We start from the raw sequence: 23,811 nt of genomic DNA, 5'->3' as shown, positions 1-23,811 counted from the left end.
CCCTTCCCGCTTATTTTCGCACACTTTATCGGATATTCATGACCGCTCAACATTCGAAAGACCCTTTGCACGGCGTTACGCTGGAGATGCAAATTAATGCCCTGGTGGCTCGCTACGGTTGGGAAAAACTGGGCAAACTGGTAAACATTAACTGTTTTAAGAATGACCCTGGCGTGAAATCCAGCCTCAAGTTTTTACGCCGCACGCCGTGGGCGCGAGCGGAAGTTGAAGCGCTCTATCTTGATTCCCTTGAAGACGATGGACCTCAGGACGGCGGATTTAACCCGTGGTTGCAGGGGCGTGACGATAAGATCTGATTCCCTTCCCCTGCAAATCGTAAGAGAATATCGCCTCTCAAGGGACTAGTAGAAAACGGGCGTTTATGATCATCTCTTTGCGGGGCGTCTCCCCGGTCACTCAGGTTAAAAAATTAGGCACGCTGGTTGCCGCGGCATTACTTGTTGTCAGTTGTTCGTCTAAGCCACCGAGTTCACTTGTTACATCGCCAGGCAACACATCAAAGCCCGCCGGTAAAACGCAGCAGAGTAATGAACCGATGCGCGGTATCTGGCTGGCCACGGTTTCGCGGCTCGACTGGCCGCCAGTTAACTCAGTCAATATCAGCAGCCCCGCCATTCGCATCAATAAACAGAAAGAAGCGCTGACGGCGAAGCTCGATAACCTGAAACAACTCGGTATCAATACCGTATTTTTCCAGGTAAAACCCGATGGCACCGCCCTGTGGGATTCTAAAATTCTGCCGTGGTCCGATACCTTAACCGGCAAGATTGGCGAAAACCCCGGGTACGATCCGTTGCAGTTTATGCTGGATGAAGCCCATAAACGCGGCATGAAAGTACATGCCTGGTTTAACCCGTACCGGGTAACAACCAACACCAAACCGTCAACGGTGGCTGAGCTTAATCGCACGCTTTCACAGCAGCCTGCCAGTATTTTTGTCCTGCATCGCGACTGGATCCGCACATCAAGCGATCGCTTCGTTCTTGACCCCGGAATCCCGGAAGCGCGCGACTGGATAACCAGTGTTGTGGCGGAAGTGGTGGCAAAATATCCGGTCGATGGCGTGCAGTTTGATGACTACTTCTATACCGAAACGCCCGGCTCAACGCTTAACGATAACCAGACCTGGCGGCAGTATGGCCAGCAATATGCGTCAAAAGCCGACTGGCGACGCCATAACACGCAACAGCTTATCGAGCAGGTTTCACGCACCATTAAGCAGCTGAAGCCCGACGTCGAATTTGGCGTCAGCCCGGCAGGCGTCTGGCGTAACCGCTCGCACGATCCTTTAGGGTCGGATACGCGCGGTGCGGCCGCCTACGATGAGTCTTATGCCGATACGCGTCTTTGGGTGCAACAGGGCTTGCTGGACTACATTGCCCCGCAGCTTTACTGGCCATTTGCCCGCGATGCCGCGCGCTATGATGTGCTGGCGAAATGGTGGGCGGATGTGGTGAAACCGACCAAAACGCGGCTCTATATTGGCGTGGCGCTGTATAAAGTGGGTGAACCGTCGAAAAAAGAACCTGACTGGGCGGTGAATGGCGGCGTACCCGAGCTGAGTAAGCAGATCGATCTCAATGAATCAATCCCGGAAATCAACGGGACGATTCTGTTCCGCGAAGATAATCTCAATCAACCGCAAACCCGCCAGGCGGTGAATTATCTGAAAACCCGCTGGGGCCATTAATCCCGCCTTTTGTGCGCGACGCAAACCCGGCGTCGCGCGCCTCATCTGCTATGCTTACCCTGACATTCTTTACTGGAGAACGGATATGGGACTGTTTAACTTCGTGAAAGAAGCAGGTGAAAAACTGTGGGACAAACTGACGGATTCGCATCAGGACCAGGGCGAAAAAGTTACCGAGCATTTAAAGAAACTCAATATTCCGGGTGCGGATAAAGTTCAGGTGACGGTCGTCGACGGGAAAGCCAGCGTCACCGGTGATGGGCTAACCCAGGAAGAGAAAGAGAAAATTCAGGTCGCCGTCGGTAACGTTGCCGGCGTCAGTGAAGTTGAGAATAACATCACCGCTGCCGATAGCGCGGATGAAGCCACCTACTACACCGTGAAGTCCGGCGATACGCTGAGCGCGATTTCCAAAAATGTGTACGGTAATGCCAATCTGTACAACAAAATCTTTGAAGCCAACCGCCCGATGCTTTCTCATCCGGATAAAATTTATCCCGGCCAGACTTTACGTATTCCTAAAGCCTGATAACAGCACGCTTGCCGGAAGTCATTCCGGTAAGCGTTCCCCCCTCGTTGTATTCACAGAAAAAATATCGTATAAAACCACCTGTCCGAGGGGTGTCCAGTAATGGGCTGAGATGGCGCAAGCCGAACCCTTAGAACCTGATCTGGGTCATGCCAGCGAAGGGACGGGTTAGCCATCTATTTACACAGCCAATTCCTGTTCTTCCCTCATTGCGCCCGGATCTCCATTTATTGACTGGAGGTCCTATGTCTTTACCCCTGTTTGAAACCGGTCTTTATGGACGTCTTCGTATGCTGGCGGATCACCACTGGCACGATTACGTCGCGCACGAATTTGTCCAGCAGTTGGGTGATGGCACCCTGCCTGAACCTGCGTTCCGCCGATACCTCACCCAGGATTACCTGTTTTTAGTTCATTTCGCCCGCGCCTACGCACTGCTGGTGAGCAAACTGCAAAACCTACCGGAGATGCGCACGGCGACGACATCACTGAATGCCATTCTCAATGAACTGCCGCTACATATCAGCTACTGCCAGCAATGGGGATTAACGGAGTCCGACGTTACGCAGGTCGAAGAAGCCGCCGAAACGGTGAACTACACCCGTTACGTGCTGGATGTGGGGCATTCTGGCGATGTGCTTGATCTGCTCACCGCACTGATGCCGTGCGTGGCAGGCTATGCGGAAATAGGCCTGCGCCTGCTCAACGATCCGGCGACCGTCTTTGAGGGTAATCCTTACGCGCCGTGGATCCGGAACTATGGTGATGAGGACTATCTGGCAGGCGTACAAGCCTCTCTGACGCTATTTGAAAATCTGGCGGCCCAGCGCGGGGGAGAAAGCCGTATCGCTGAACTTTCATCTATCTTCACCACCGCCACCCGGCTGGAAAGTGCGTTCTGGCAAATGGGGTTGAACGCGAAATCATGAAGTCAGTGAATGAATCCCCCGCGATCAGGCTGACAGATCTTACGCTGCGTTATGGCAAAAAGACGATATTCGAGAACCTGAACGTGACTATCCCGGCAGGGCATTTTGTCTCCTTGCTGGGTGCCAGCGGTGCAGGTAAAACCAGCCTGCTGCGCATTGTTGCCGGGCTGGCCGCACCCACATCGGGTAGCGTGACGGATGAAAATGGTCGCCCGCTTGCAGGCCGAATCGCCTGGATGGGGCAACGCGATCTGCTCTATCCGTGGTTAACCATTGAAGAGAATGTTTGCCTGGGTGCACGTCTACGCGGAGAAAAAGCCGATCGCGAATGGGCGCAAGAGCTGCTTGAGCGTGTTGGGCTAAGCAGTTATGGCCACGCCCTTCCGCAGACGTTATCCGGCGGGATGCGCCAGCGCGCCGCCATCGCCCGAACTCTCTACGAACAGCAGCCGATAGTCCTGATGGATGAGCCATTTTCCGCGCTGGACGCGATTACCCGCGCCACGATTCAAGCGCTGGCGGCGGAACTGCTGGCTGACCGTACCGTGTTACTGATCACACACGACCCCGTAGAGGCCTGCCGCTTGAGTCATCACATTCTGGTTCTGGCGAAACATCCTGGCGGCATCGATGCCTCCCACGTAATGGCTGGCCTACCGCCACGCGAGCTTGACGATCCTCTGGTTATCCAGAGCCAACGTGAGCTTATGCAACAGCTCATTCGGGGGGCACAATGATTTTCTTATCACGTATCTGGCGTGGGATGACGCTGTTTGCAGGCTTAGTGGGGTTATGGTGGCTGGCGACGCTCGGCTCTATCCCGTCATTCCTGCTGCCCTCACCCACGGCGGTCGTTCAGGCCCTGCACGACAATGGTCGTTACCTCGGCTGGCACACGTTGATCACCCTATCGGAAATCGCCAGTGGCCTGGTGATTGGTGTACTGCTTGGAGCGATTCTGGCGCTGTGCATGGTCTTTTCTCCCCGTCTTCAGCGCTGGGTAATGCCGGTGGTATTAACCAGCCAGGCGATCCCTGTCTTCGCCCTCGCTCCGCTACTGGTGCTGTGGTTTGGGTTTGGTATGAGCGCTAAGGTCACCATGGCGGTGTTGATTATCTTCTTCCCGGTCACCTCGGCGCTGTTTGACGGTTTGCGCCGGGTGAGTGGCGATTATCTCGACCTGGCCCGCACCATGGGAGCGTCACGCTGGGCGCTGCTTCGTCATGTGCAGTTAATGGCTGCCCTACCTGCCTTTGGTTCCGGCCTGCGCATGGCGGCAGCCGTTGCGCCCATCGGCGCCATCATTGGCGAATGGGTTGGTTCGGCGGAAGGTTTGGGTTACGTGATGCTCAACGCCAACGCGCGCATGCAGAGTGATATCTGTTTCGCCGCCCTTCTGATACTCGTTTTGATGACCATCTCGCTGTGGATGATCATCGATGCCCTGTTACATCGCCTGATTTATTGGGTTCCGGATAACCATTGAGAAAACTACGATGACAACAAAAATGCTAAAACCTGCTCTCTCTGCGCTGATTATTGCCAGCACCCTTTCGCCAAACGCCTGGGCACTGGAGAAAGTCACACTGGTACTGGACTGGTATATTAACCCGGACCACGCCCCCGTGATGGTGGCACAGCAAATCGGGGCATTTAAAGAAGAAGGCCTCGACGTCACGATTATCCCGCCTTCCGATCCGGCGCTTCCTCCGCGCCTGGTGGCGGCAAAACAGGCGGATCTGGCGATCACCTATCAACCGCAGCTGCACTTCTTTGCCGACCAGGGCTTACCGCTAATGCGGGTGGGCACACTCATTAATACGCCGCTGAATACAGTGATTGCGCTGGATAAAAATATTAAATCACCTGCTGATTTAAAAGGGAAAAGCGTGGGCTATTCCGTCAGTGGCATCGAGCAGGCTACTCTGGCTACCATGCTGAAACATAGCAATACGCCAGCGGATGCAGTGAAACTTATCAACGTTAACTTCCAGCTAACCAGTGCCCTGCTGACCGGAAAAGTGGACGCGGTGATTGGCGGCTATCGCAACATAGAAGCGCTGGAGATTCAACTTCAGGGGAAAGAACCAGTGGTGTTTAACGTCGAGGATTACGGCGTACCCACCTACGATGAACTGATTCTGGTGGCGAATAAAGACGCGGCTGAAGAACCGAAGATTAAAAAATTCCTCGCAGCATTGAAAAAAGGCAGCGACTACCTGCACGCGCATCCGCAGGAAAGCTGGAAAACGTTCTCCAGCCTGCATCCTGAGCTGAATACCGAACTGAATCAGCAGGCATGGATGAAAACGCTGCCGTTCTTTGCGCAAGATCCGGCAAAGCTGGATAAAGCCCGCTATGAGCATTACGAGCAGTTTTTATTTGATAACAAGCTCATCAAAAAAATAACCCCGGTGGAGCAATACGCCACCGGGGTTATGTGAGCCGTACATCAGATTGCTAACGAAGTGCGCTTTGTTATTGCCGGATGCGGCGTAACCGCCTTATCCGGCCTACAAAATAGCGCTAATTCAAAATAGTGCAGAATTCTTGTAGGCCGGATAAGCGCAGCGCATCAGGTAATTTTACAGCGCCATATCGTGCTGCGGAGACGCTTCGGGCTGTGCCGCCTTGGGCGTGACGTTGTCACCTACATTAGCATTCATTTGAATGACCGGAGGCTTAACCAGCTGCAGTGTAGCAGCGGTATCGTCCCATACCTGTTGCGTCAACGCGCTGTTACCGTTCAGTTCCTGGCCATAGCTTGGCACGATCGCGCGGATTTTGCTCTGCCATTGTTCCGAACTGAACTGTTCCGGGAACATTTTCTTGATCACGTTCAGGGTGATAGGTGCAGCGGTCGATGCGCCCGGAGACGCGCCCAGCAACGCAGAAATGGTACGCTGTTGGTCAACAACCACTTCCGTACCCAGCTTCAGTACGCCGCCTTTGTCTTCATCTTTCTTAATGATCTGCACGCGCTGCCCCGCCTGAATCAGTTTCCAGTCTTCTTTACGCGCCTGCGGATAGTACTCTTTCAGCGCGGCAAAACGGTCGTCATCGCTCAGCATAACCTGGCTAATCAGGTATTTGACGAGGTCAAAGTTATCCAGTCCCACGTGCGTCATCGGCATCACGTTGCTGGTTGTCGTGGTGCTCAGCAAATCGAAGAACGAGCCATTTTTGAGGAACTTGGTGGAGAACGTCGCAAAGGGCCCAAACAGCACCACACGTTTACCGTCGATGAAACGCGCATCAATGTGCGGTACGGACATCGGCGGCGCGCCAACGGACGCCTGGCCATAGACCTTCTGCAAATGCGCTTTGGTGATAGCCGGGTTTTCCGTCATCAGGAAAGATCCGCCAACCGGGAACCCTGCATAATTATCAGCCTCAGGGATACCGGTTTTTTGCAGTAATTTCAGCGCCCCACCGCCCGCACCGATAAACACATATTTGGCGTCAATCGCGTGCTCTTTACCGTTATTCACATCTTTAATTGTCACGTGCCAGGAGTTATCGCCATTGCGTTTAAACTCCGTCACTTCAGACGAGGTTTGCAAAGAGAAATTCGGGCTTTTTTTCAGGCTGCCGATCAGCTGTCGGGTAATTTCACCGTAGTTCACATCGGTACCGGCGGGTGTCCAGGTCGCGGCCACTTTTTGCTGGGGATCGCGCCCTTGCATAACCAGCGGAGCCCATTGCTGAATTTGCTGGTGATCGGTGGAGAATTTCATCCCCTGGAACAACGTGGTTTTTTGCAGCGCATCATAGCGCTTTTGCAAATAATTAACGTTGGTGTCGCCCCAGACAAAACTCATATGCGGCGTGGAATTAATAAAGGAGTGCGGCTCACGTAAAATGCCGCGTTTCACCTGCGCCGTCCAGAATTGACGCGAGATCATAAACTGCTCGTTAATATCCAGCGCTTTGCTGACATCAATCGAACCATCCGCACGTTCAGGCGTATAGTTCAGCTCCATATTCGCGGAGTGACCCGTACCGGCGTTATTCCAGCCATTGGAAGATTCCAGCGCCACGCCGTCGAGTTTCTCGACCATGACCTGCTTCCAGTCTGGCTGCAACTCCTGGAGCCACGTGCCCAGAGAGGCACTCATAATACCGCCGCCAATCAGCAGAAAATCGGTTTTTTGTGAGGTTTCAGAATTAGCCCAGGTTGCCGAACTGACAAACAGCGCCACAGAGGTGAGTGAGATAATTGTCTTTTTAATTGCAGGCATAATAGTAATTTCACATAGCATTGATGAAACATGAATAAATATAGTAAAGCATTTTTACGTTATTTTAAAATATCTACAACATTTTTAGCACTATTATATAATTACAGGTTTATTTAGTTATTTAATTAAATAAATTGGCATTAATATTGGTTGGGTAATTTAGAGATGAGGACGTCGCGAGATTCCCTCGTTCCTGTCGAACGAGGGAGTGAACCAGGAGGCTTTACCAGGAGAAGTCCTGGACTAACGATAAGTCCCAGGCGGTGGCAAACAGTGAAATGAAGATGATCAGGTTCACTGCGGTTTCGATTCTTTTTTCCATTTTGATTCTCCTTATGCCGGTTATGACTATCTAACACGGAAAACCTTAATGATTTCTTAATGCTACGTGACCATCATAAGCCGATCGCAACAGGTTATGAATACGAGTATGCCAATAAAAAACGGCTGCGTCCCCCTCTTTTACTTTTGCACACTATGTGAGCTGATAATGCTTATCCGCCGTCAGTTTTGCCGGGATCACGGTTTCATCGTTCATTTGCAGAAGCTCTATCTCAATCGCGTTGCAGATAGCGTCCAGCGGCAGATCGTTATCTTCCATACCAAACGGCTCTTCCAGCTCTTCCGCCAGCGTATCCAGCGCGATAAACGTATACGAGATCAACACCGACACAAACGGCGTCATATAGTGCAAATCGACAACCAGCGCGAACGGCAGCATGATGCAAAACAGATAAACGGTGCGGTGCAGAATCAGCGAATAGGCAAAAGGCACTGGCGTATTGGCGATACGCTCACATCCGGCCAATACGCCCGACATATCATTAAGCCGGTTATTCAGGCTGTGAAACAGAATGTCCGACAGTTTACCTTCACGGCGACGAACGGCCAGCCACTCTCCCATCATGAGAAGAATACGGTTTGCAGGTGTTTGAACGGCCAGAACCTGTGCCAGCTGTTTGTCATCAAGATAGTTCGCCAGCACCGCTTCCGCTGGCTGGCGGCGTAATGACAACCGCAGGCTGTGGACAAACGCGATTTGCAGCCGGGTAAACTCTGCAATATTGGGCTCGTCGTGAAGTGTATTTTTCACTTCCCGCAGCAAGGAGCGTGACGCAATCATCAATTGCCCCCACAGCAACCGCGCTTCGACATAACGGGCGTAGCAGGCGTTATTTCTGAAGCCCAGGAAGATAGCAATAGCGACGCCAAGAATACTGAATGGCGCGACAGTGAGCTTGATACCCAGCGAGGTGTACCACGGCAAAATCGCAATCACCACAATGGAGAGCAAGAAATTAAGTAGCAAGCGAGAGTATATCTTGGGGAGCACCGAACCGTGCCAGACAAGAATGCGAGGCAGCCAGTGTTGATGAGGACGCGCGATCATAGAGTTATCGATTAAGTTAAAAACTTGTTTATTAAACGTGATTGCAGTCACATATTCAAGCGGTTTGCACGGCTGTCGCGTATAATCAATCTCCTTCCACTCCTGCTAAAAATGTTAATGCACGATGCTTCGGTATGGATTAAAGAAAGAGAAAATATGTATGTTGTAACTAATTAGAGTATATAAATAACCCGGCCATCGCCGGGTCTGGTTATCATGCCATTAGCACAAAGGCTGAACGGCTTTACGCATTCCCTGAAGCAGAATCGCGTCGAGATCCAGTGATACCTGCTCAACGAGACCGACAACCTGAGTCAGGTCTTGTTCCCAATGCTCACTCACAGAAAGCACGGCTTTGACCAGCTCACTGGTGCTGATCAACTGATCACGATGCTGCGCCCAAAGGTGCTGATAACGTTCAATCCAGTGCGCATCATCCTGCACCGGATACGTTTCACCGTTACGCTCTGCGCGATAGAACGCAATCAGGGCCGCCAGGGCGAAAGTTAGACGTGCAGGCAGTTTGCCAGTCGCCTTCTGCCCTGCCAGCAGCTGCGGCAGAATACGGGTACGGAATTTTGTCATTCCGTTCAAAGCAATGGAAAGCAGCTGATGCTTGATATACGGGTTACGGAAACGCCCCGTTACCGCGCTGGCGAAGGACTCCAGCTCATCGCGCGGTAAATCAAGCACCGGGATAATCTCGTCATAAATCGCCTTCTCAACGAATGCGCAAATTTCCGCATCATTCATCGCCTCACCGACCGTATCGAGCCCGGCCTGGAAGGCAACCGGTACCAGCGCCGTGTGCGCCCCGTTCAGAATCGCAACTTTACGCTCTTTGTACGGTTTGATGTCATCAACAATCAGCACATTGAGCGACAGTTTGTCGAGACGCAGTTCGCTGGCGAGCGATTTCGGGCCCTGAATAACGAACAGGTAGAAGTGCTCTGCGGTATCGAGGAAGCCGTCTTTGTAACCCAGTTCCGCTTCAATAGTCGCCGCTTCATCGCGCGGATAACCAGTAACAATACGGTCAACCAGGGTGGAACAGAAGGTGTTGGACTCATTCAGCCAGGTTACGAATTCCACCGGCAGCGCCCACTCCTGCGCGTAACGCAGCACCAGTTCATGCAGCGCGTCACCGTTATAGTCAATCAGTTCGCAAGGAATGATAACCCAGCCTTTATCTGCCGCACCGTTGAAATGCGTGTAGCGTTCAAACAGCAGACGGGTCAGTTTAGCCGGATAGCTTACGGCTGGCGCGTCATCGAATTTATCGCCAGCATGGTAGCTGATACCCGCTTCGGTAGTATTCGAGAAGACAAAACGCATGTCCGGGTTGTGTGCCAGTTTCAGGAAAGCGTCGTAATCGGCATAAGCGCTGATTTCACGATTAACCGAACGAATCAGACGCGCATCACTCACGGCTTCGCCTTGCTCATTCAGACCACGAATGATGGTCGTGTACAGGCCATCCTGCGTGCTGAGTGGCGGCGGGAAATCGCTGGCAATCGGGCGAACAATCACAACACCGGCATTCAAATCAGTGTGCTCGTTCAGCAGGTCGATCTGCCAGTCAACGAATGCGCGCAGAAAGTTACCTTCGCCAAACTGAATAATACGTTCAGGGTACTGCGCACCGGGGAAGTCCTGGCGGTTCAGAGTCTTCACAATCGTTTCCTTTTTAATTAGTCATACAACCTGGTGGAATTGGTGTAATAACTTACCAGATCTTTAGACAATGAAACCCTGTTTTGATCAAAATCTGAGGACTAATTCATAATTCAGAGGAATTTATAAAACACACTGGTAGCGGTTAACTCCCCTGCAGGCATCAGTGCATAACGCGGGATTTCACCCACCTTTTGCCAGCCAGCACGCTGGTAGAACGTCTCCGCCCCGCTTCCCGTGGCGGTATCAAGCACGAGCACATTCTTACCTGCATCACGCGCCAACGTTTCCAGATGCGACATCAGCTGACTTGCTATACCAAAACGCCGGGCATCTGCATGCACCAGTAGTTTGGCAACATCCGCGCGATGCGGCTGATTTTCGGGCTGATCAGTAATAAGCTGGACGGTGCCGACAATCCGCTGCTGCGCGTCCATCGCCGCAAGTAAGATGCGTTCATTCGCCACCACGCTCTCAGCAGCACGTTGCCAGAACGCCAGCGCTTTATCCCGGCTAAAAGGCAGCATGAAGCTCACCGACGCCCCACCTTCTACGCAGTTAATCAGGATGTCGGTCAGATCGTTGAGATGCAGCAAAATATCATCACGCGATAGCGTACGTACGGTGAATGACGGGCTCATGAAACTCTCCTTTGTGAATTTCATGTCACTATCGCTGGCGGCGCGTAACGGCACAAGAGGCGCCGTCATCGCATTTACTTATGATTGCGGCTTATTCATTTGAATCACCAGCCAGTGGTGAATGACGCCGACAATATAGTGTTGTTGAGCGTCATCAAGCGGCGTTCCCGCCGGAATATTGTGCCATTTTTCCAGGCAGCCACGGCAGCAGGTCGCCGTGGCGTGCTGGGCGATAAACACTGGATGACCGCGCATTGGCGTTTGCTTGCCATCGTTTTTTGGCTGAGCCGGGGCTAGTCGGGATGCAACGAAATCTGCAGCATGACGGTCGATAACATCGGGGCCCTTGTCATAGCAATACTGCCGCTCCTTTACGCCGAGTTTAAAACGGCTGCGAAACGGTGAGCGCGCCAGACGTGTGAACAAATTATCGAGAGGAACCATTAGTACACTGAACGTCCAATCTTTTGCGTTAACTTTTCCAGAACCGCGACGCCCGCCAGTGAGTTACCGGCTTCGTCCAGTTCCGGGCTCCAGACAGCAATCGCCATCTCGTGCGGCACGATCGCCACCACACCGCCACCCACGCCGGATTTTGCCGGCAACCCAACGCGCCAGGCAAATTCACCGGCATTCTGATACATGCCGCTGGTCGCCATAAGGGCGTTAACCTGCCGCGCCTGCATCGGCGAAATAATCGGATGGTGAATATGCGGTGCCCGGCCCTGATTCGCCAGGAACAAAAATGCCCGCGCCAGTTCGTTGCAGCTCATTTTCAGCGCGCAGTAGTGAAAATAGTTTTGCAGCACCGTCGCCACATCATTATGGAAATTACCGAAGGATTTCATCAACCAGGCGATCGCCGCATTACGTGCAGAGTGCTCAAACTCAGAACGTGCCACTACCGTATCATAGGTAATATCCGCAACGCCGCACAGCGTGCGCACAATCTCCAGCATACGCATGCGCGGCGCGCTTAAACGCCCTTGCAACATATCGCACACAACCAGGGCACCCGCATTAATGAACGGATTACGCGGAATACCCTGCTCGATTTCCAGCTGTAACAGTGAGTTAAAGGGCTGACCGGAGGGATCTTTCCCGACGCGCTGCCAGATTTCGTCTTCCGAATAGTGGTTCATCGCCACCACCAGACTGAGCACTTTCGAGATGGACTGGATGGAAAAACGTTCGTCGGCATCACCCGCCGAGAAGTGCTGGCCATCCACCGTGCTGATGGCAATCGCCAGCTTGTTACCGCTCACCTGGGCCAGTGCCGGAATATAGTCCGCCACCTTACCTTGCCCAATCAGCGGCCTGACGTCGGCTAAAATCGACGCCAGCATGTCATTATCGATGACCGTAGTCACTTACTACTCCTTGCCCGCAGGCTATTTCCGGCCTGCAAGTATAACAGAGCATGATGGATGAAACATAAGAAAGCCCGCACGAAGCGGGCTGAGGAAAAATTGGGTGCGTTGTGGATATGCCTGACACACAAAGCGTGGCGGGGATCGCTCCCCGCCGGTGCTCTTACATGGTTCGGCACGCTGTGAAAACAGCAACCTCCGTTTGGCCAGTTCGGATGTGGACCTCACAGAGATCTTTTCTCATGACCAGCACCGCCACATTGGCGGAAACACAGATGATGACCAGGGCCAGTAACATCCCTTTGTACTGTTTCATCGCGCTCTTTTCCTTGACCTTACGGTCTGTAAGAGGCACTCTACATGTGCTGACATATAGGGGGCCTCGGGTTGATTGAAAAATCACTCGGGGCTTTTCTCTATCTGCCATCCTGCAAATGCCTGAGACAGATAGCCTCAAGCACCCACACCCATCTTACGCCGCGCCTTCCCTGTTTACGCGTTGATCGATAATCCTTTGTCGAAATTATCGACGGTCTTTCCACACCGTTTGTACGTTGCAGAATTCATGCAAACCAAAATGCGACAGTTCTCGACCAAATCCGCTTTTCTTCACGCCGCCGAAAGCCACGCGCGCGTCACTGGCGCTGTAACCATTGATAAATACCCCGCCGCATTCAAGCTGTTCGGCAAAGCGTTGCGCCTGCGCGTCATCGGCAGTGAACACAGTCGCTGAAAGACCAAACTCACTGTCGTTTGCCAATTCAAGGGCATGGTCGGCATCCCGCGCCACGGTAATTGCCGCGACCGGGCCGAACATCTCCTGACGAAATGCCGTCATGTCAGACGTGACATTCCCCAGTACAGTCGGCGCGTAGAAGTTACCGTTTCCGGCCATCTTTTCGCCGCCTAACAGCAGGGTCGCCCCTTCAGCAAGCGTAGCCTGCACCTGTTGATGTAGTTCATCACGCAGGTCAAAGCGCGCCATTGGGCCTAAATAGTTTTGCTCATCCAGCGGATCGCCCATTTTCAGTTGCTCAGTTGCCGCGACAAACTGGCGCGTAAAAGCATCCGCGATCCCGGCTTCAACGATAAAGCGTTTCGCCGCAGCGCAAACTTGCCCGGTGTTTTGATAACGCCCGATAACAGCCGCCTGCACCGCGATATCGAGATCCGCATCGTTCAGCACAATAAAGGGATCGGAACCGCCCAGTTCGAGCACGCATTTTTTCAGCGCAGCGCCGGCCTGAGCGCCAATCGCACGACCTGCACGCACGCTTCCCGTTACTGTCACAGCGGCGATACGCACGTCGTTAATCGCCTGCGTCACGCCATCATTGGTGGCATTCACCCAGCCGAAAACGCCCGCAGGAAGACCCGCTTCGTTGAAGATCTTGCCGATCAGTTCCGCACTGCCCATAACGTTAGGCGCGTGTTTTAACAGATAGCTATTCCCGGCCAGCAGAATCGGCACCGCACCGCGCAACACCTGCCACAACGGGAAGTTCCACGGCATAATCGCCAGAATCGGCCCCATCGGACGATATTCAATAACGGCTTTGTTATCCTCCACCAGCGTGGATTCGGTATTCAGCATCGCCGGGCCATGCTCGGCGTACCAGTCGCAAAGGCTGGCCGATTTCGTAACTTCTCCGCGGGCCTGAGCAATCGGTTTGCCCATTTCGCGAGACATCATTTGTGCCATCTCTTCGCCACGCTGACGCAGTACGCGGCCAACAGCACGTAACGCCTCTGCGCGCGCCGTGACGGATGTATTACGCCACTGTCGATAGCCAGCATCGGCAAGGGCGATAGATTCATCGACCTGTGAGGTTGTCGCCCACGGCAACGCCGACAGTGTTTCGCCATTAGCCGGGTTGATGGAAATTGCGTGAGTTGCAGGTGAAGTCATTCTCTTCTCTCTTATCCGGTGATGTGATGCTGTCATTCTGGACGCTTGTTGTCTTTATGAAAACTGAATAATATTAAGCCAATCATTCACGAATTGAGAATACCATGGACCTGACGCAACTTGAGATGTTTAACGCCGTCGCGCAAACCGGCAGCATTACCCAGGCCGCGCAGGTTGTGCACCGCGTGCCCTCGAATCTCACCACCCGTATTCGCCAACTGGAGGCGGACCTGGGCGTAGAACTGTTTATTCGCGAAAGCCAGCGCTTACGCCTTTCACCCGCCGGGCACAGTTTTCTGCGCTACAGCCAGCAGATCCTCGCGCTGGTCGATGAAGCCCGTATGGTGGTCGCCGGCGATGAACCGCAGGGTTTATTTTCCCTCGGTGCGTTGGAAAGCACTGCCGCCGTTCGCATTCCGGAAACGCTGGCGCGTTATAACCAGCGTTACCCAAAGATTCAGTTTGATCTGGCGACCGGCCCTTCCGGAACCATGATCGACGGCGTGTTAGAAGGCTCGTTGAGTGCGGCGTTTGTTGACGGCCCGTTGATGCATCCGGGACTGGAAGGCATGCCGGTTTATCAGGAAGAGATGATGATCGTCGCGGCGAATGGGCATCCTAAAATTACCCGCGCCAGCGACGTCAACGGCACGAGCATTTACGCCTTTCGTGCCAACTGCTCTTATCGCCGCCATTTCGAGAGCTGGTTTCAGGCGGATCACGCAACGCCCGGTAGAATTCACGAAATGGAGTCCTATCACGGAATGCTGGCCTGCGTGATAGCCGGAGCGGGATTAGCGTTGATGCCGCGCAGTATGCTGGAAAGTATGCCCGGACATCACCAGGTCGAGGCCTGGCCGCTGGAAGAGAAATGGCGCTGGCTGACGACCTGGCTGGTCTGGCGACGTGGTGCGAAAAGCCGCCAGTTAGAAGCGTTTATTGAATTGCTGGATGAATCATCGGATGTTAATGACTAGCTACTGCCTCTTGTTGTAATAATTGACAACACAAGATGCGTTGGTGATAATTACAACACGCAGGGAGGGCAACGGAATGACGGCGACTCTATTTAAAAAATTTACGCGCTATCTGGATGAAAATGAGTTTATTCAGATCCTTATATGGGAAGTCGACCCCAATGTTTCCGGGTCGACTCACTATTACAAGTACAGTATGGCTTATATTGTTTCAGGGATTTGTGTCATGCGTTATGACAACGAGAGAGGGAAAGGAGATCACAAACATATAGGTCAGCTGGAAATCTCAACCCATTTTGAAAGTATTGAGCAACTCTTTAACGATTTCCTGAAAGACGTTGAAATTATTCGCAATGAACGGAGGTGATATGCGTACCGTAACCATCAAGATCGAGAGCATGAACGACTTCTCGAAAGACGTTATGTCTGCTATGCACGCCGCCTCAAAAGGTGAACAAAATAGCAAAAGCGATGTGATTTCTTTTCCTTCCTGGGCCGTTATGCACAAAGTTCTGTCCCCCAACCGCATGACAATTTTACAAGCCATGGCCGGACGCCAGGAACTTACCATTCGTGAAATTGCTTCACTCGTCGGGCGAGATGTTAAGGGTGTGCACACGGATGTAACGGCATTATTGAACAGCGGATTATTAGTCCGCGGTGAAAATGGTACCCAATTCCCCTATCAGGCCATTCATTTCGATTTTACGATCAATGCCGCGGCTTAGAAAAGCTCCCCGGTTAGTCAGCAATGATTAACCGGGTTGGAAGTGCTTGCAGCGTGCTACGCGCCTGCTCATCAAGTTGATTATCCGTAATAATCTCCGTCAGTTCATCAAGATGCGCGATATTAAACAGTGACCATGCACCGTATTTAGAACTGTCGGCCAACAAAATTTTGCGAGAAGCATGCGCGATAAGGTCGCGCTTTAGCGCAGCTTTCTCTTCTGTGGGTGCCGTAATTCCTTTCTCCAGGTCCCAGCCGTTACAGCTTAAAAATGCCACGTCCGGCCAGGTATTTTGCAGCAATTTTCGGCCATGTTCACCAATGCAGGACTGACTGGAGTCATCGATACGCCCTCCAATAATGGTCACTTCAATCTGTTTGAATTCCGCCAGAAAGAGCGCGATATGCAGGTCGCTTGTGATCACGCGAAGCGGTAAATGGGTAATCTGCCGAGCCAGTTCAATCATTGTCGTACCGGCATCAAGGACGACAGAATCCCCCGCTTTAACCATCGACGCAGCAGCAGTGGCAATGGCGTGTTTTTCTGCCAGGCTGCGCTGCATTTTCTCATGAGTTGTGGGTTGGGCAGGAATAAACCGGTTCAGGGTCACACCGCCGTGGGTGCGGCTGATAACACCTTGCTCATCGAGTTTAATCAGGTCTCGACGAATCGTGGCCGGTGATGCATCCGTTACCCCCACCAGCTCATCAACGGTGACCAGATTGTGGCTCTTCAGGTAATCCATTATCTGCTCTAACCGGTTATATCCCTTCATTTTATTCCCGCGAAATCTGCATTGCTAACTGGATGGAGACAGCCATGCTCTCAGACTTGGCTTTTCCTGTCCAGGCAATATCAAACGCGGTGCCGTGGTCAGCGGAAGTTCGGATAAAGGGCAGCCCGGCGGTGATATTGACACCATCATAAAAACCCAGCAGTTTCAGCGGGATATGCCCTTGATCGTGGTACATCGCGACCACCATATCGTACAATCCGTCGTGGCACTGCATAAATACGGTATCCGGCGGACACGGGCCGGTAACATCGATACCTTCGGCCTTCATTGCTGCAATCGCGGGCGCGATAATCTCAATTTCCTCAGAGCCAAATAAACCGTGTTCCCCGGCGTGAGGATTCACACCTGCCACGGCAATACGCGGACGCTCAATGCCAACGCGTTTCAGGAAGTGGTTTGCAACGCGAATAACCGTCTTCACCCTTTCACCGTTCAGTGTATCCAGGAATCTACGCAGTGAGATATGGGTCGAAATATGGATAACCTTGAGTTTATCGGTATAGAGCACCATCGCGAACTCTTTGCTACCCGTCAGATGCGCCAGTAATTCCGTATGGCCCGGATAGTTATGGCCACCAAGATGCAGGGCTTCTTTATTCAATGGCGCAGTCGCGATCGCTTTCACTTCCCCCGCTAACGCCAGCATCGTGGCACGCTTAATGCAGCGGTAGGCTAAATCTCCCGCAGCAGCCTGCACAACGCCAGGCATCAATGCGTCCGGGTTTTCCAGGGGCTCGTCAATCACATTGATAACACCAGGCTTAAACGTTGCGTCACTGATTTTATCGATAACACGCAACGCTGCCTGCGGGGTAATATTCATGGCGAGTATACGCCGCAGCGTCTGAACGCACCCTACCACAACCACCGGCGCACCAGAAAGCCCGGCATCGGTCAGGGATTTAATAATGATCTCCGGGCCAATACCCGCCGGGTCGCCCATCGTTACCGCAATAATATTATTCACTCATTCTCTCCTCGATAAAATTCAGAACCTGACGCAATGTGGTCTCATCGCCAAATCCACCTGCTTTCGTCATCACCGGACGGGACCAGACGCCGCCCAGAAAGTGCCCGTATGGAACGCATTGCGCCACGTTTCCCGTAATACGAAACCCGCTCGCGCCTAACGCGCTGGCGGTTGCCATTGCAACATCGCCACCCGAGAGATAAAGCGCATCCGGCGTTGTGCGAAGCAGTACTTGCCGGGTGAGTTCGCCGAGACACTGGCAAATCTTTTCACCAAGCGCAGCACGATCCAGTTGCCAGCGCTGGCAAAGCGTGTCGATGTTGTGTCTCGCCACTGAATCGGCACAGGTGTGAACAAGGCAGTGTTCTCCCTGGCTTAACGCCTGCACAATGCGTGTTTCATAGCGATGAATATCCCCCGCCAGAATAGTGTCCACATCGACGTGAATGCGCGTGGTGCGGGGATGCGTGTTAAGTGTGGCGATCTGCCGTTGAGCGATTTCACTCATTGACCCCATAATGGCCAGCACGCGACGTGGCGGGGTGACAGACAAGCGCCGGGCAATGGCATCACAAATACCAGCGGAACCCACCAGCAATAGCGGTTGTTCGGCCTGCATCACTGCCTCAACAATATGATCCAGGTCGCTATCGGTCTGCGCATCCACCACGCCAATGCAGGGATGTTCGCGGGCAAAATGACCAAGGTCAGACACCGTGACAGGACAGCACGGTATAGCCGTCTGCATCTGAATAATGTCGGTCACACGATCATGCTTGACCGGCGTTTTCGGATCGCTGGCAAACTCAGTTTCTGTTAACAGAACGCCATTCACCCGACACTCTCCGCCAACGGTCGTACGCCCTGCCAATGGGTATGCCGGAGCGACAATTGCGCCTTTTACACCACAGGCATTCATCAACGCATCAATTTCAGCGCCGATATTGCCACGCAGCGTGGAGTCTATCTTCTTGATAATGAGCGGTGTTTTTTGCGCTAAGCGGATATTGCCCATCAGCGTGGTGATTTTTTTCGCTGCCTGTTCAGGATTCATCGCCCGACTGTCGCTATTAATCACCCATGCGCTGGCATCACCGCGATAAGGCGTTTCAAAGGCCACATCGACCTTATGCCCCGCCAGTGCCAGGCTCACCCCTGCATCGTTAGCCCCTGTGAAATCATCGGCCACAACGAGAATGCGCGGTTCACTGATTCCCTTTTCCATCATCACTCCGGGTTGTTTATGATGAGATTGATTATATTCAATCACATTTGATTAAATGTGAGCAAGCTCAAGTTATTAACTACCCGGATAAATTATAAAATTAGGCCATGGTACGTAGATGTCGGATTTCTGTTTGATTGAATTCAATCACAAAAGCGAGGTAATAAGTGGTAACCATCAATAGCACGATACTGAGCGGCGCAGGCGCAATCCCTTCTCTGACGTCGCTCTTACCCGGCATCAGGAAACTGCTGCTGGTCACAGACCGGAATATTGCGCAGCTCGACGGCGTGCAGCAGATCCGCGCCTTACTGGAAAAGCACTGCCCGCAGGTTAGCGTTATCGATAATGTTCCCGCAGAGCCCACACACCATGATGTTCACCAGCAAATGGCCGCTCTCGGCAATACGTCTTTTGATGCGGTGGTCGGTATCGGTGGCGGCAGCGTGCTGGATGTGGCGAAACTGCTATCGGTGCTTTGTCATCCCAATTCACCAGAACTGGATGCGCTGCTTGCCGGTGAAAAACCCACGCAGCGGGTGCAATCATGGTTGATTCCTACAACCGCTGGAACCGGCTCGGAAGCGACACCTAACGCAATTCTGGCCATTCCGGAGCAGAGCACCAAGGTGGGCATCATTTCCCCCGTACTGCTACCGGACTATGTCGCCCTTTTCCCGGAGCTGACCACCAGCATGCCTGCACATATCGCGGCATCCACGGGCATTGATGCACTTTGTCACTTACTGGAGTGTTTTACCGCCACCGTGGCAAATCCAATAAGCGATAACGCCGCCCTGACCGGGTTGAATAAGCTTTTCCGGCATATTCAATCCGCCGTGAACAATCCTCACGATCTGCGCGCCAAGCTCGAAATGCTGTGGGCGTCCTACTATGGCGGCGTTGCCATTACCCATGCAGGCACGCACCTGGTTCATGCGCTCTCCTATCCGTTAGGCGGGAAGTATCACCTGCCGCACGGCGTGGCAAATGCCATCTTGCTGGCACCGTGCATGGCAGTGGTGCGCCCCTGGGCGGTCGAGAAATTTGCCCGGGTCTGGGACTGCATTCCCGATGCGGATATCTCCCTGAGTGCGGAAGAGAAATCTCACGCTCTGGTGGCCTGGCTACAGGCATTATTCAATCAACTCAAGCTGCCCAACAATCTCGCCGACCTTGGCGTTCCGCCCGAAAATATCGCATCTCTTAGCGAGGCGGCGCTGAGCGTGAAGCGCCTGATGAACAATGCGCCGTGTCAACTTGATCAGCATGCCGTGCAGGCCATTTACCAAACGCTGTTTCCGCAACATCCAATTAAGGAGTAAATCATGCCGAAAACTATTGAAGGGGTATTAACCGCCATCGTTACGCCATTTACCACTACGGGCGACCTGAATCTCCCTGCGTTAAAAGTGCAAATTAATCGCCAGTTAGCAGCAGGTAATGCGATTTTTTGCGGTGGTACCAACGGCGAATTTTTTGTGCTGAACGAGCATGAAAAGCGCTGTGTTACACAAACCTGCGTTGATGAAGTGGCTGGCCGTGCCCCCGTTGTGGCGCACATTGGTGAGATCTCGACGCGCGAAACGATTCGTTTAGGCCAGCAGATTGAAAAAATGGGCGTTGATGCGGTATCAGTTATTATCCCCTACTTCGTGCCACTGAAGCAAGAAGAACTGATTGCGCATTACACCGCGGTTGCCGACGCGCTGAGCATTCCGATGTTCCTCTATAACATCCCGGCCCGCACCGGCAATACGATTCAGCCGGAAACCGCGCGCGTTCTGGCATCACATCCCAATATCATTGGAATTAAAGACAGTGCCGGAAGCAATGAAAGCCTGAAGGGCTTTCTCGATGCGGTGCGCGACATTGACGGCTTTAATGTGCTCAACGGCCCGGATTCGCTGATCCATAAAGGGTTTGTCTCGGGTTGCACAGCCTGTATTTCCGGGCTCGCCAACGTCGCGCCTCAGGAAATTAATGCCATCTGGTCTCGCTTCCAGGCCGGAGATATTGAAGGATCTTATCAGGCACAGGAAAGTGTGACCGGCCTGCGTACCGATCTCTATAACGTCGCGTTTTCTCCGGCAGCGGTAAAAAAAGCATTGCAGCTAATGGGGCATGAGGTTGGTGATAGCCGCTATGCGGTTAATTTCACGCCGGAACAACTCAGCGAGATTAAACAAATTATTCGCAATTATAATATCAAATAAAATAATTATATTATCCAGCTCACCAACCTGTTGCCATAAAGATTAGATTAAAGAGACTAAAGGATTAACACATGCTCCTGTGGTTATTGCAGCCAGATATTTGGCTCACATTACTTACCCTCACCTTTCTGGAAATTATTCTCGGGGTGGATAATATTATTTTTCTTTCACTGGTGGTGGCAAAACTTCCATTATTGCAGCAAAACATGGCGCGTAAACCGGGGTTAAGCTGCGCAATGATCATGAGGATATTATTACTGATATCCATTGCCTGGCTTTCACATATTACCCAACCACTTTTTACCGTACTGGCACTGAGGATTTCGTTTCGCACGTTGATTCTTCTCGGCGGCGGAATATTCCTGATTTATAAAGCGATACAGGAGATACACGAAGAGCTGTCACCTGCTCCGGAAGACGCGCATGGTAGCGGGTCGCGGCAGCTGTCACTCTGCGGCGCCATTGTGCAGATCATGCTGCTCGATATTGTGTTTAGCCTGGATTCAGTAATCACCGCCGTCGGTCTTTCTCAGCATATATTTATTATGATTACCGCTGTCATGATTGCCGTCGGCATCATGATGTTTGCGGCGAAACCCATCGGTGATTTCGTTAACGCCACGCCGTCAATAAAAATACTGGCGTTAACCTTTTTATTGTTTGTCGGCGTATTACTGATTGCCGACAGTCTCAATATTCACATTGCCAAAGAGTATCTCTACTTCGCGATATTTTTCTCATTAAGCGTAGAAATACTCAATATTTTCCGTGAAAGAAAAAATAAAAAAGTTCCGACATCGATCGAAACTCATTAATCGCACTCGCATTAATCAATCTATTACCGACTTTAAGATGGAGTCTAACTATGTCTGTAGCCCTTATCCGTGACGGCATCATCCGTCCATCCGAAAACGATTCGCATGTGCTTACCGCCATGCTGCCCTCATGCTGCCCGCAAAACCACGCGGCAAATATTCTGCCATTGCCAGATGGCGCGTTAATGTGCGTCTGGTTTGGAGGGACGCAGGAAGGTATTGCCGATATTTCCGTCTGGGGATCGCGGCTGCCCGCTGGCGGAACACAGTGGAGCGATGCGGTCAAACTTTCCCATGATGATACGCGTTCAGAGCAGAACCCCGTTCTGTTTTTTGCGCCGGATAACGTGCTGTGGCTGCTGTGGACGGCACAGCTCTCTGGAAATCAGGATACCGCCATCGTCCGCTATCGTCAGTCTCACGACCTCGGGCAAACCTGGGGCGAGATCGCCACTCTGCTCGACAAGCCCGGCACGTTTATTCGCCAGCCAGTCACGGTCCTTGATAATGGAAACTGGCTGCTGCCCGTCTTTTATTGCCGAACTCAACCCGGCGAAAAATGGGTCGGCAATGATGATATCAGCGCGGTAAAAATTTCCGCTGACGGCGGTCACTCCTGGCGCGATGTCGAGGTACCACAAAGCCTCGGCTGCGTTCATATGAATATTACGCCGCTGCATGACGGTACGCTGGTTGCGCTCTTCCGCAGCCGTTGGGCGGATAACATCTATATCAGCCATTCTGTAGACCATGGCGAGAGCTGGTCGGAGCCGAATGCAACTGATCTGCCTAACAACAATTCGTCTATTCAGGTGACGACGCTTGCCAGTGGTGAACTCGCGCTGGTGTACAACGCAATGAGCGCGGCGGGCGCTGTAGAACGTCGCGCGTCGCTGTATGACGAAATCGACGACGGCGACAGCAGCCGCAAAGAGCCGACAATTACCGGGCGTTCCGCATTCTGGGGAGCCCCGCGCGCGCCCATGACAGTCGCGATTTCTGCCGATGGCGGGAAAAGCTGGCCGTGGCGGCGCAATCTCGATGAAGGTGACGGCTACTGTATGACCAACAATTCGCTGGAAAAGCTAAACCGCGAGTTCTCCTATCCCAGCATCAAGCAAAGCCCGGACGGTTCTCTGCATATCGCCTACACCTGGTGGCGACAGGCCATTAAGTACGTGCATATCTCCCCTGAGTGGATCAAGGGGCAGGCATCATGATTATTGGCAATCTCAATCATCTCTCGCAGGCAGGGCTTCCCGCCGGGGTAAAAAATATTCTGCTGCGCCCGGAATGTTCACTGTTGGAACTCTCCGCCAGGGAGGATGGTCGCTGGCAACCTGAAGGATGTCGGTGGTTCTGTACGCTGGGCATTTCAGACACGCAGCCCGCCGATCTCCGGCATACGGAGTATCACCATCTGTGGGCCGATATTCAGGTGGTAATTACCGGGTGTGAGGGCATTAATGCGGGAACGCGGCCCGTAGCTCGCGAAAGCGATGAAGAACGTAAGCCTGATCTGTTTATCGCCTCAGCCCCTGAAAACAACGTCGCCATTACTCTACACGCCGGTGATTTCGCCGTCTTTATGCCTGAAGAACCTCATCAGGCACTGTGCGCGATTGGAACGACCATATCAGTACGCAAAGCGGTCTTTAAGGTGCCACGCGACATGCTGGAAGCCTAACAG

At 52.6% G+C, this 23,811-nt stretch carries 26 protein-coding genes and 1 riboswitch; of the genes, 15 read left to right on the top strand and 11 right to left on the bottom strand.

The window, feature by feature from the left end:
* Positions 1–38: 38 nt before the first annotated feature.
* The 7 genes from NMC31_RS09460 to NMC31_RS09430 all read left to right on the top strand — a co-directional run bounded on the left by NMC31_RS09460 (position 39) and on the right by NMC31_RS09430 (position 5,613).
* Positions 39–317: a VF530 family protein gene (locus NMC31_RS09460; RefSeq protein WP_253897746.1), complete on the top strand. Its 279-nt coding sequence runs from the start codon at positions 39–41 to the stop codon at positions 315–317.
* 65 nt (positions 318–382) lie between these two features.
* Positions 383–1,711 carry a glycoside hydrolase family 10-like protein gene (locus NMC31_RS09455; protein ID WP_149463465.1) on the top strand — a complete coding sequence of 443 codons (1,329 nt, stop codon included), beginning with the start codon at positions 383–385 and terminating at the stop codon, positions 1,709–1,711.
* An 85-nt stretch (positions 1,712–1,796) separates the two neighbouring features.
* A complete protein-coding gene (lysM, locus tag NMC31_RS09450; RefSeq protein ID WP_015964406.1) occupies positions 1,797–2,240 on the top strand; it encodes a peptidoglycan-binding protein LysM in 444 nt (147 codons plus the stop codon).
* 78 nt (positions 2,241–2,318) lie between these two features.
* A riboswitch (TPP riboswitch) is annotated at positions 2,319–2,421 on the top strand.
* A 64-nt stretch (positions 2,422–2,485) separates the two neighbouring features.
* Positions 2,486–3,169, top strand: a complete 684-nt coding sequence (tenA, locus tag NMC31_RS09445) for a thiaminase II (RefSeq protein ID WP_149463466.1) — start codon at positions 2,486–2,488, stop codon at positions 3,167–3,169.
* Complete coding sequence (locus NMC31_RS09440; RefSeq protein ID WP_253897745.1) at positions 3,166–3,906, top strand: ABC transporter ATP-binding protein; 741 nt, start codon at positions 3,166–3,168, stop codon at positions 3,904–3,906. Before tenA ends, NMC31_RS09440 begins: the two co-directional genes overlap by 4 nt.
* Entirely contained in the window at positions 3,903–4,655 is a 753-nt protein-coding gene (locus NMC31_RS09435; RefSeq protein WP_149463467.1) for an ABC transporter permease, read from the top strand. The genes NMC31_RS09440 and NMC31_RS09435 overlap by 4 nt, the downstream gene beginning before the upstream one ends.
* 22 nt (positions 4,656–4,677) lie before the next feature.
* Complete coding sequence (locus tag NMC31_RS09430; RefSeq protein WP_253897759.1) at positions 4,678–5,613, top strand: ABC transporter substrate-binding protein; 936 nt, start codon at positions 4,678–4,680, stop codon at positions 5,611–5,613.
* 141 nt (positions 5,614–5,754) lie between these two features.
* Here NMC31_RS09430 and mqo read toward each other — a convergent pair whose 3' ends face one another.
* From mqo to sad, 8 genes are all read right to left on the bottom strand, one after another.
* Positions 5,755–7,431, bottom strand: coding sequence for a malate dehydrogenase (quinone) (mqo, locus tag NMC31_RS09425; RefSeq protein WP_436649965.1), 1,677 nt, complete (start codon positions 7,429–7,431; stop codon positions 5,755–5,757).
* A 454-nt stretch (positions 7,432–7,885) separates the two neighbouring features.
* Positions 7,886–8,800, bottom strand: coding sequence for a bestrophin family protein (locus NMC31_RS09420; protein ID WP_253897743.1), 915 nt, complete (start codon positions 8,798–8,800; stop codon positions 7,886–7,888).
* A gap of 222 nt (positions 8,801–9,022) precedes the next feature.
* Positions 9,023–10,474, bottom strand: a complete 1,452-nt coding sequence (locus NMC31_RS09415) for a tagaturonate reductase (RefSeq protein WP_253897742.1) — start codon at positions 10,472–10,474, stop codon at positions 9,023–9,025.
* A gap of 113 nt (positions 10,475–10,587) precedes the next feature.
* The gene (locus NMC31_RS09410) at positions 10,588–11,115 is read right to left on the bottom strand and encodes a GNAT family N-acetyltransferase (protein WP_253897741.1); all 528 of its coding nucleotides are present in this window, start codon (positions 11,113–11,115) and stop codon (positions 10,588–10,590) included.
* A 78-nt stretch (positions 11,116–11,193) separates the two neighbouring features.
* On the bottom strand, positions 11,194–11,559 hold the full coding sequence (locus NMC31_RS09405) for a DUF4186 domain-containing protein (RefSeq protein WP_253897740.1): 366 nt from the start codon (positions 11,557–11,559) through the stop codon (positions 11,194–11,196).
* Positions 11,559–12,485 (bottom strand): glutaminase B, encoded by a 927-nt coding sequence (gene glsB / locus NMC31_RS09400; RefSeq protein WP_253897739.1) that lies wholly within the window; start codon positions 12,483–12,485, stop codon positions 11,559–11,561. Before glsB ends, NMC31_RS09405 begins: the two co-directional genes overlap by 1 nt.
* Positions 12,486–12,648: 163 nt before the next feature.
* The gene (locus NMC31_RS09395; RefSeq protein WP_253897738.1) at positions 12,649–12,801 is read right to left on the bottom strand and encodes a Hok/Gef family protein; all 153 of its coding nucleotides are present in this window, start codon (positions 12,799–12,801) and stop codon (positions 12,649–12,651) included.
* A 207-nt stretch (positions 12,802–13,008) separates the two neighbouring features.
* Positions 13,009–14,394, bottom strand: a complete 1,386-nt coding sequence (sad, locus tag NMC31_RS09390) for a succinate-semialdehyde dehydrogenase (protein WP_253897737.1) — start codon at positions 14,392–14,394, stop codon at positions 13,009–13,011.
* A 104-nt stretch (positions 14,395–14,498) separates the two neighbouring features.
* Here sad and ptrR point away from each other — a divergent pair, with 104 nt between their 5' ends.
* From ptrR to NMC31_RS09375, 3 genes are all read left to right on the top strand, one after another.
* Positions 14,499–15,371, top strand: a complete 873-nt coding sequence (gene ptrR / locus NMC31_RS09385; RefSeq protein ID WP_253897736.1) for a putrescine utilization regulator PtrR — start codon at positions 14,499–14,501, stop codon at positions 15,369–15,371.
* A gap of 76 nt (positions 15,372–15,447) precedes the next feature.
* The gene (locus NMC31_RS09380) at positions 15,448–15,738 is read left to right on the top strand and encodes a toxin-antitoxin system TumE family protein (protein WP_149463477.1); all 291 of its coding nucleotides are present in this window, start codon (positions 15,448–15,450) and stop codon (positions 15,736–15,738) included.
* 1 nt (position 15,739) lies between these two features.
* Positions 15,740–16,099, top strand: a complete 360-nt coding sequence (locus tag NMC31_RS09375; RefSeq protein ID WP_253897735.1) for an HVO_A0114 family putative DNA-binding protein — start codon at positions 15,740–15,742, stop codon at positions 16,097–16,099.
* Positions 16,100–16,112: 13 nt separating this feature from the next.
* Here NMC31_RS09375 and NMC31_RS09370 read toward each other — a convergent pair whose 3' ends face one another.
* From NMC31_RS09370 to dtnK, 3 genes are read right to left on the bottom strand one after another with little or no spacing between them, the layout of a single operon-like run.
* Positions 16,113–16,874, bottom strand: a complete 762-nt coding sequence (locus tag NMC31_RS09370) for a DeoR/GlpR family DNA-binding transcription regulator (protein WP_253897734.1) — start codon at positions 16,872–16,874, stop codon at positions 16,113–16,115.
* A gap of 1 nt (position 16,875) precedes the next feature.
* A complete protein-coding gene (locus tag NMC31_RS09365; protein WP_253897733.1) occupies positions 16,876–17,862 on the bottom strand; it encodes a D-threonate 4-phosphate dehydrogenase in 987 nt (328 codons plus the stop codon).
* Positions 17,855–19,090 (bottom strand): D-threonate kinase, encoded by a 1,236-nt coding sequence (gene dtnK, locus NMC31_RS09360; protein WP_253897758.1) that lies wholly within the window; start codon positions 19,088–19,090, stop codon positions 17,855–17,857. Before dtnK ends, NMC31_RS09365 begins: the two co-directional genes overlap by 8 nt.
* Positions 19,091–19,257: 167 nt before the next feature.
* On the opposite strand from dtnK, the gene NMC31_RS09355 reads away from it, so the two are divergent.
* From NMC31_RS09355 to NMC31_RS09335, 5 genes are all read left to right on the top strand, one after another.
* Positions 19,258–20,415 (top strand): iron-containing alcohol dehydrogenase, encoded by a 1,158-nt coding sequence (locus NMC31_RS09355; RefSeq protein ID WP_253897732.1) that lies wholly within the window; start codon positions 19,258–19,260, stop codon positions 20,413–20,415.
* Positions 20,416–20,418: 3 nt separating this feature from the next.
* Positions 20,419–21,306, top strand: a complete 888-nt coding sequence (locus NMC31_RS09350) for a dihydrodipicolinate synthase family protein (protein ID WP_253897731.1) — start codon at positions 20,419–20,421, stop codon at positions 21,304–21,306.
* Positions 21,307–21,377: 71 nt separating this feature from the next.
* Entirely contained in the window at positions 21,378–22,121 is a 744-nt protein-coding gene (locus tag NMC31_RS09345; protein ID WP_253897730.1) for a TerC family protein, read from the top strand.
* A gap of 50 nt (positions 22,122–22,171) precedes the next feature.
* Positions 22,172–23,341, top strand: a complete 1,170-nt coding sequence (locus tag NMC31_RS09340) for a sialidase family protein (RefSeq protein ID WP_253897729.1) — start codon at positions 22,172–22,174, stop codon at positions 23,339–23,341.
* Complete coding sequence (locus tag NMC31_RS09335; protein WP_253897728.1) at positions 23,338–23,808, top strand: NanQ anomerase/TabA/YiaL family protein; 471 nt, start codon at positions 23,338–23,340, stop codon at positions 23,806–23,808. The genes NMC31_RS09340 and NMC31_RS09335 overlap by 4 nt, the downstream gene beginning before the upstream one ends.
* The last annotated feature ends 3 nt before the right edge of the window (positions 23,809–23,811 follow it).

The sequence above is a fragment of the Pseudocitrobacter vendiensis genome, assembly GCF_943590815.1.
Taxonomy (GTDB): Bacteria; Pseudomonadota; Gammaproteobacteria; order Enterobacterales; family Enterobacteriaceae; genus Pseudocitrobacter; species Pseudocitrobacter vendiensis.
The sequence above is the reverse complement of the archived record's forward strand: the minus strand, read 5'-3'. Positions and strand labels throughout refer to the sequence as shown.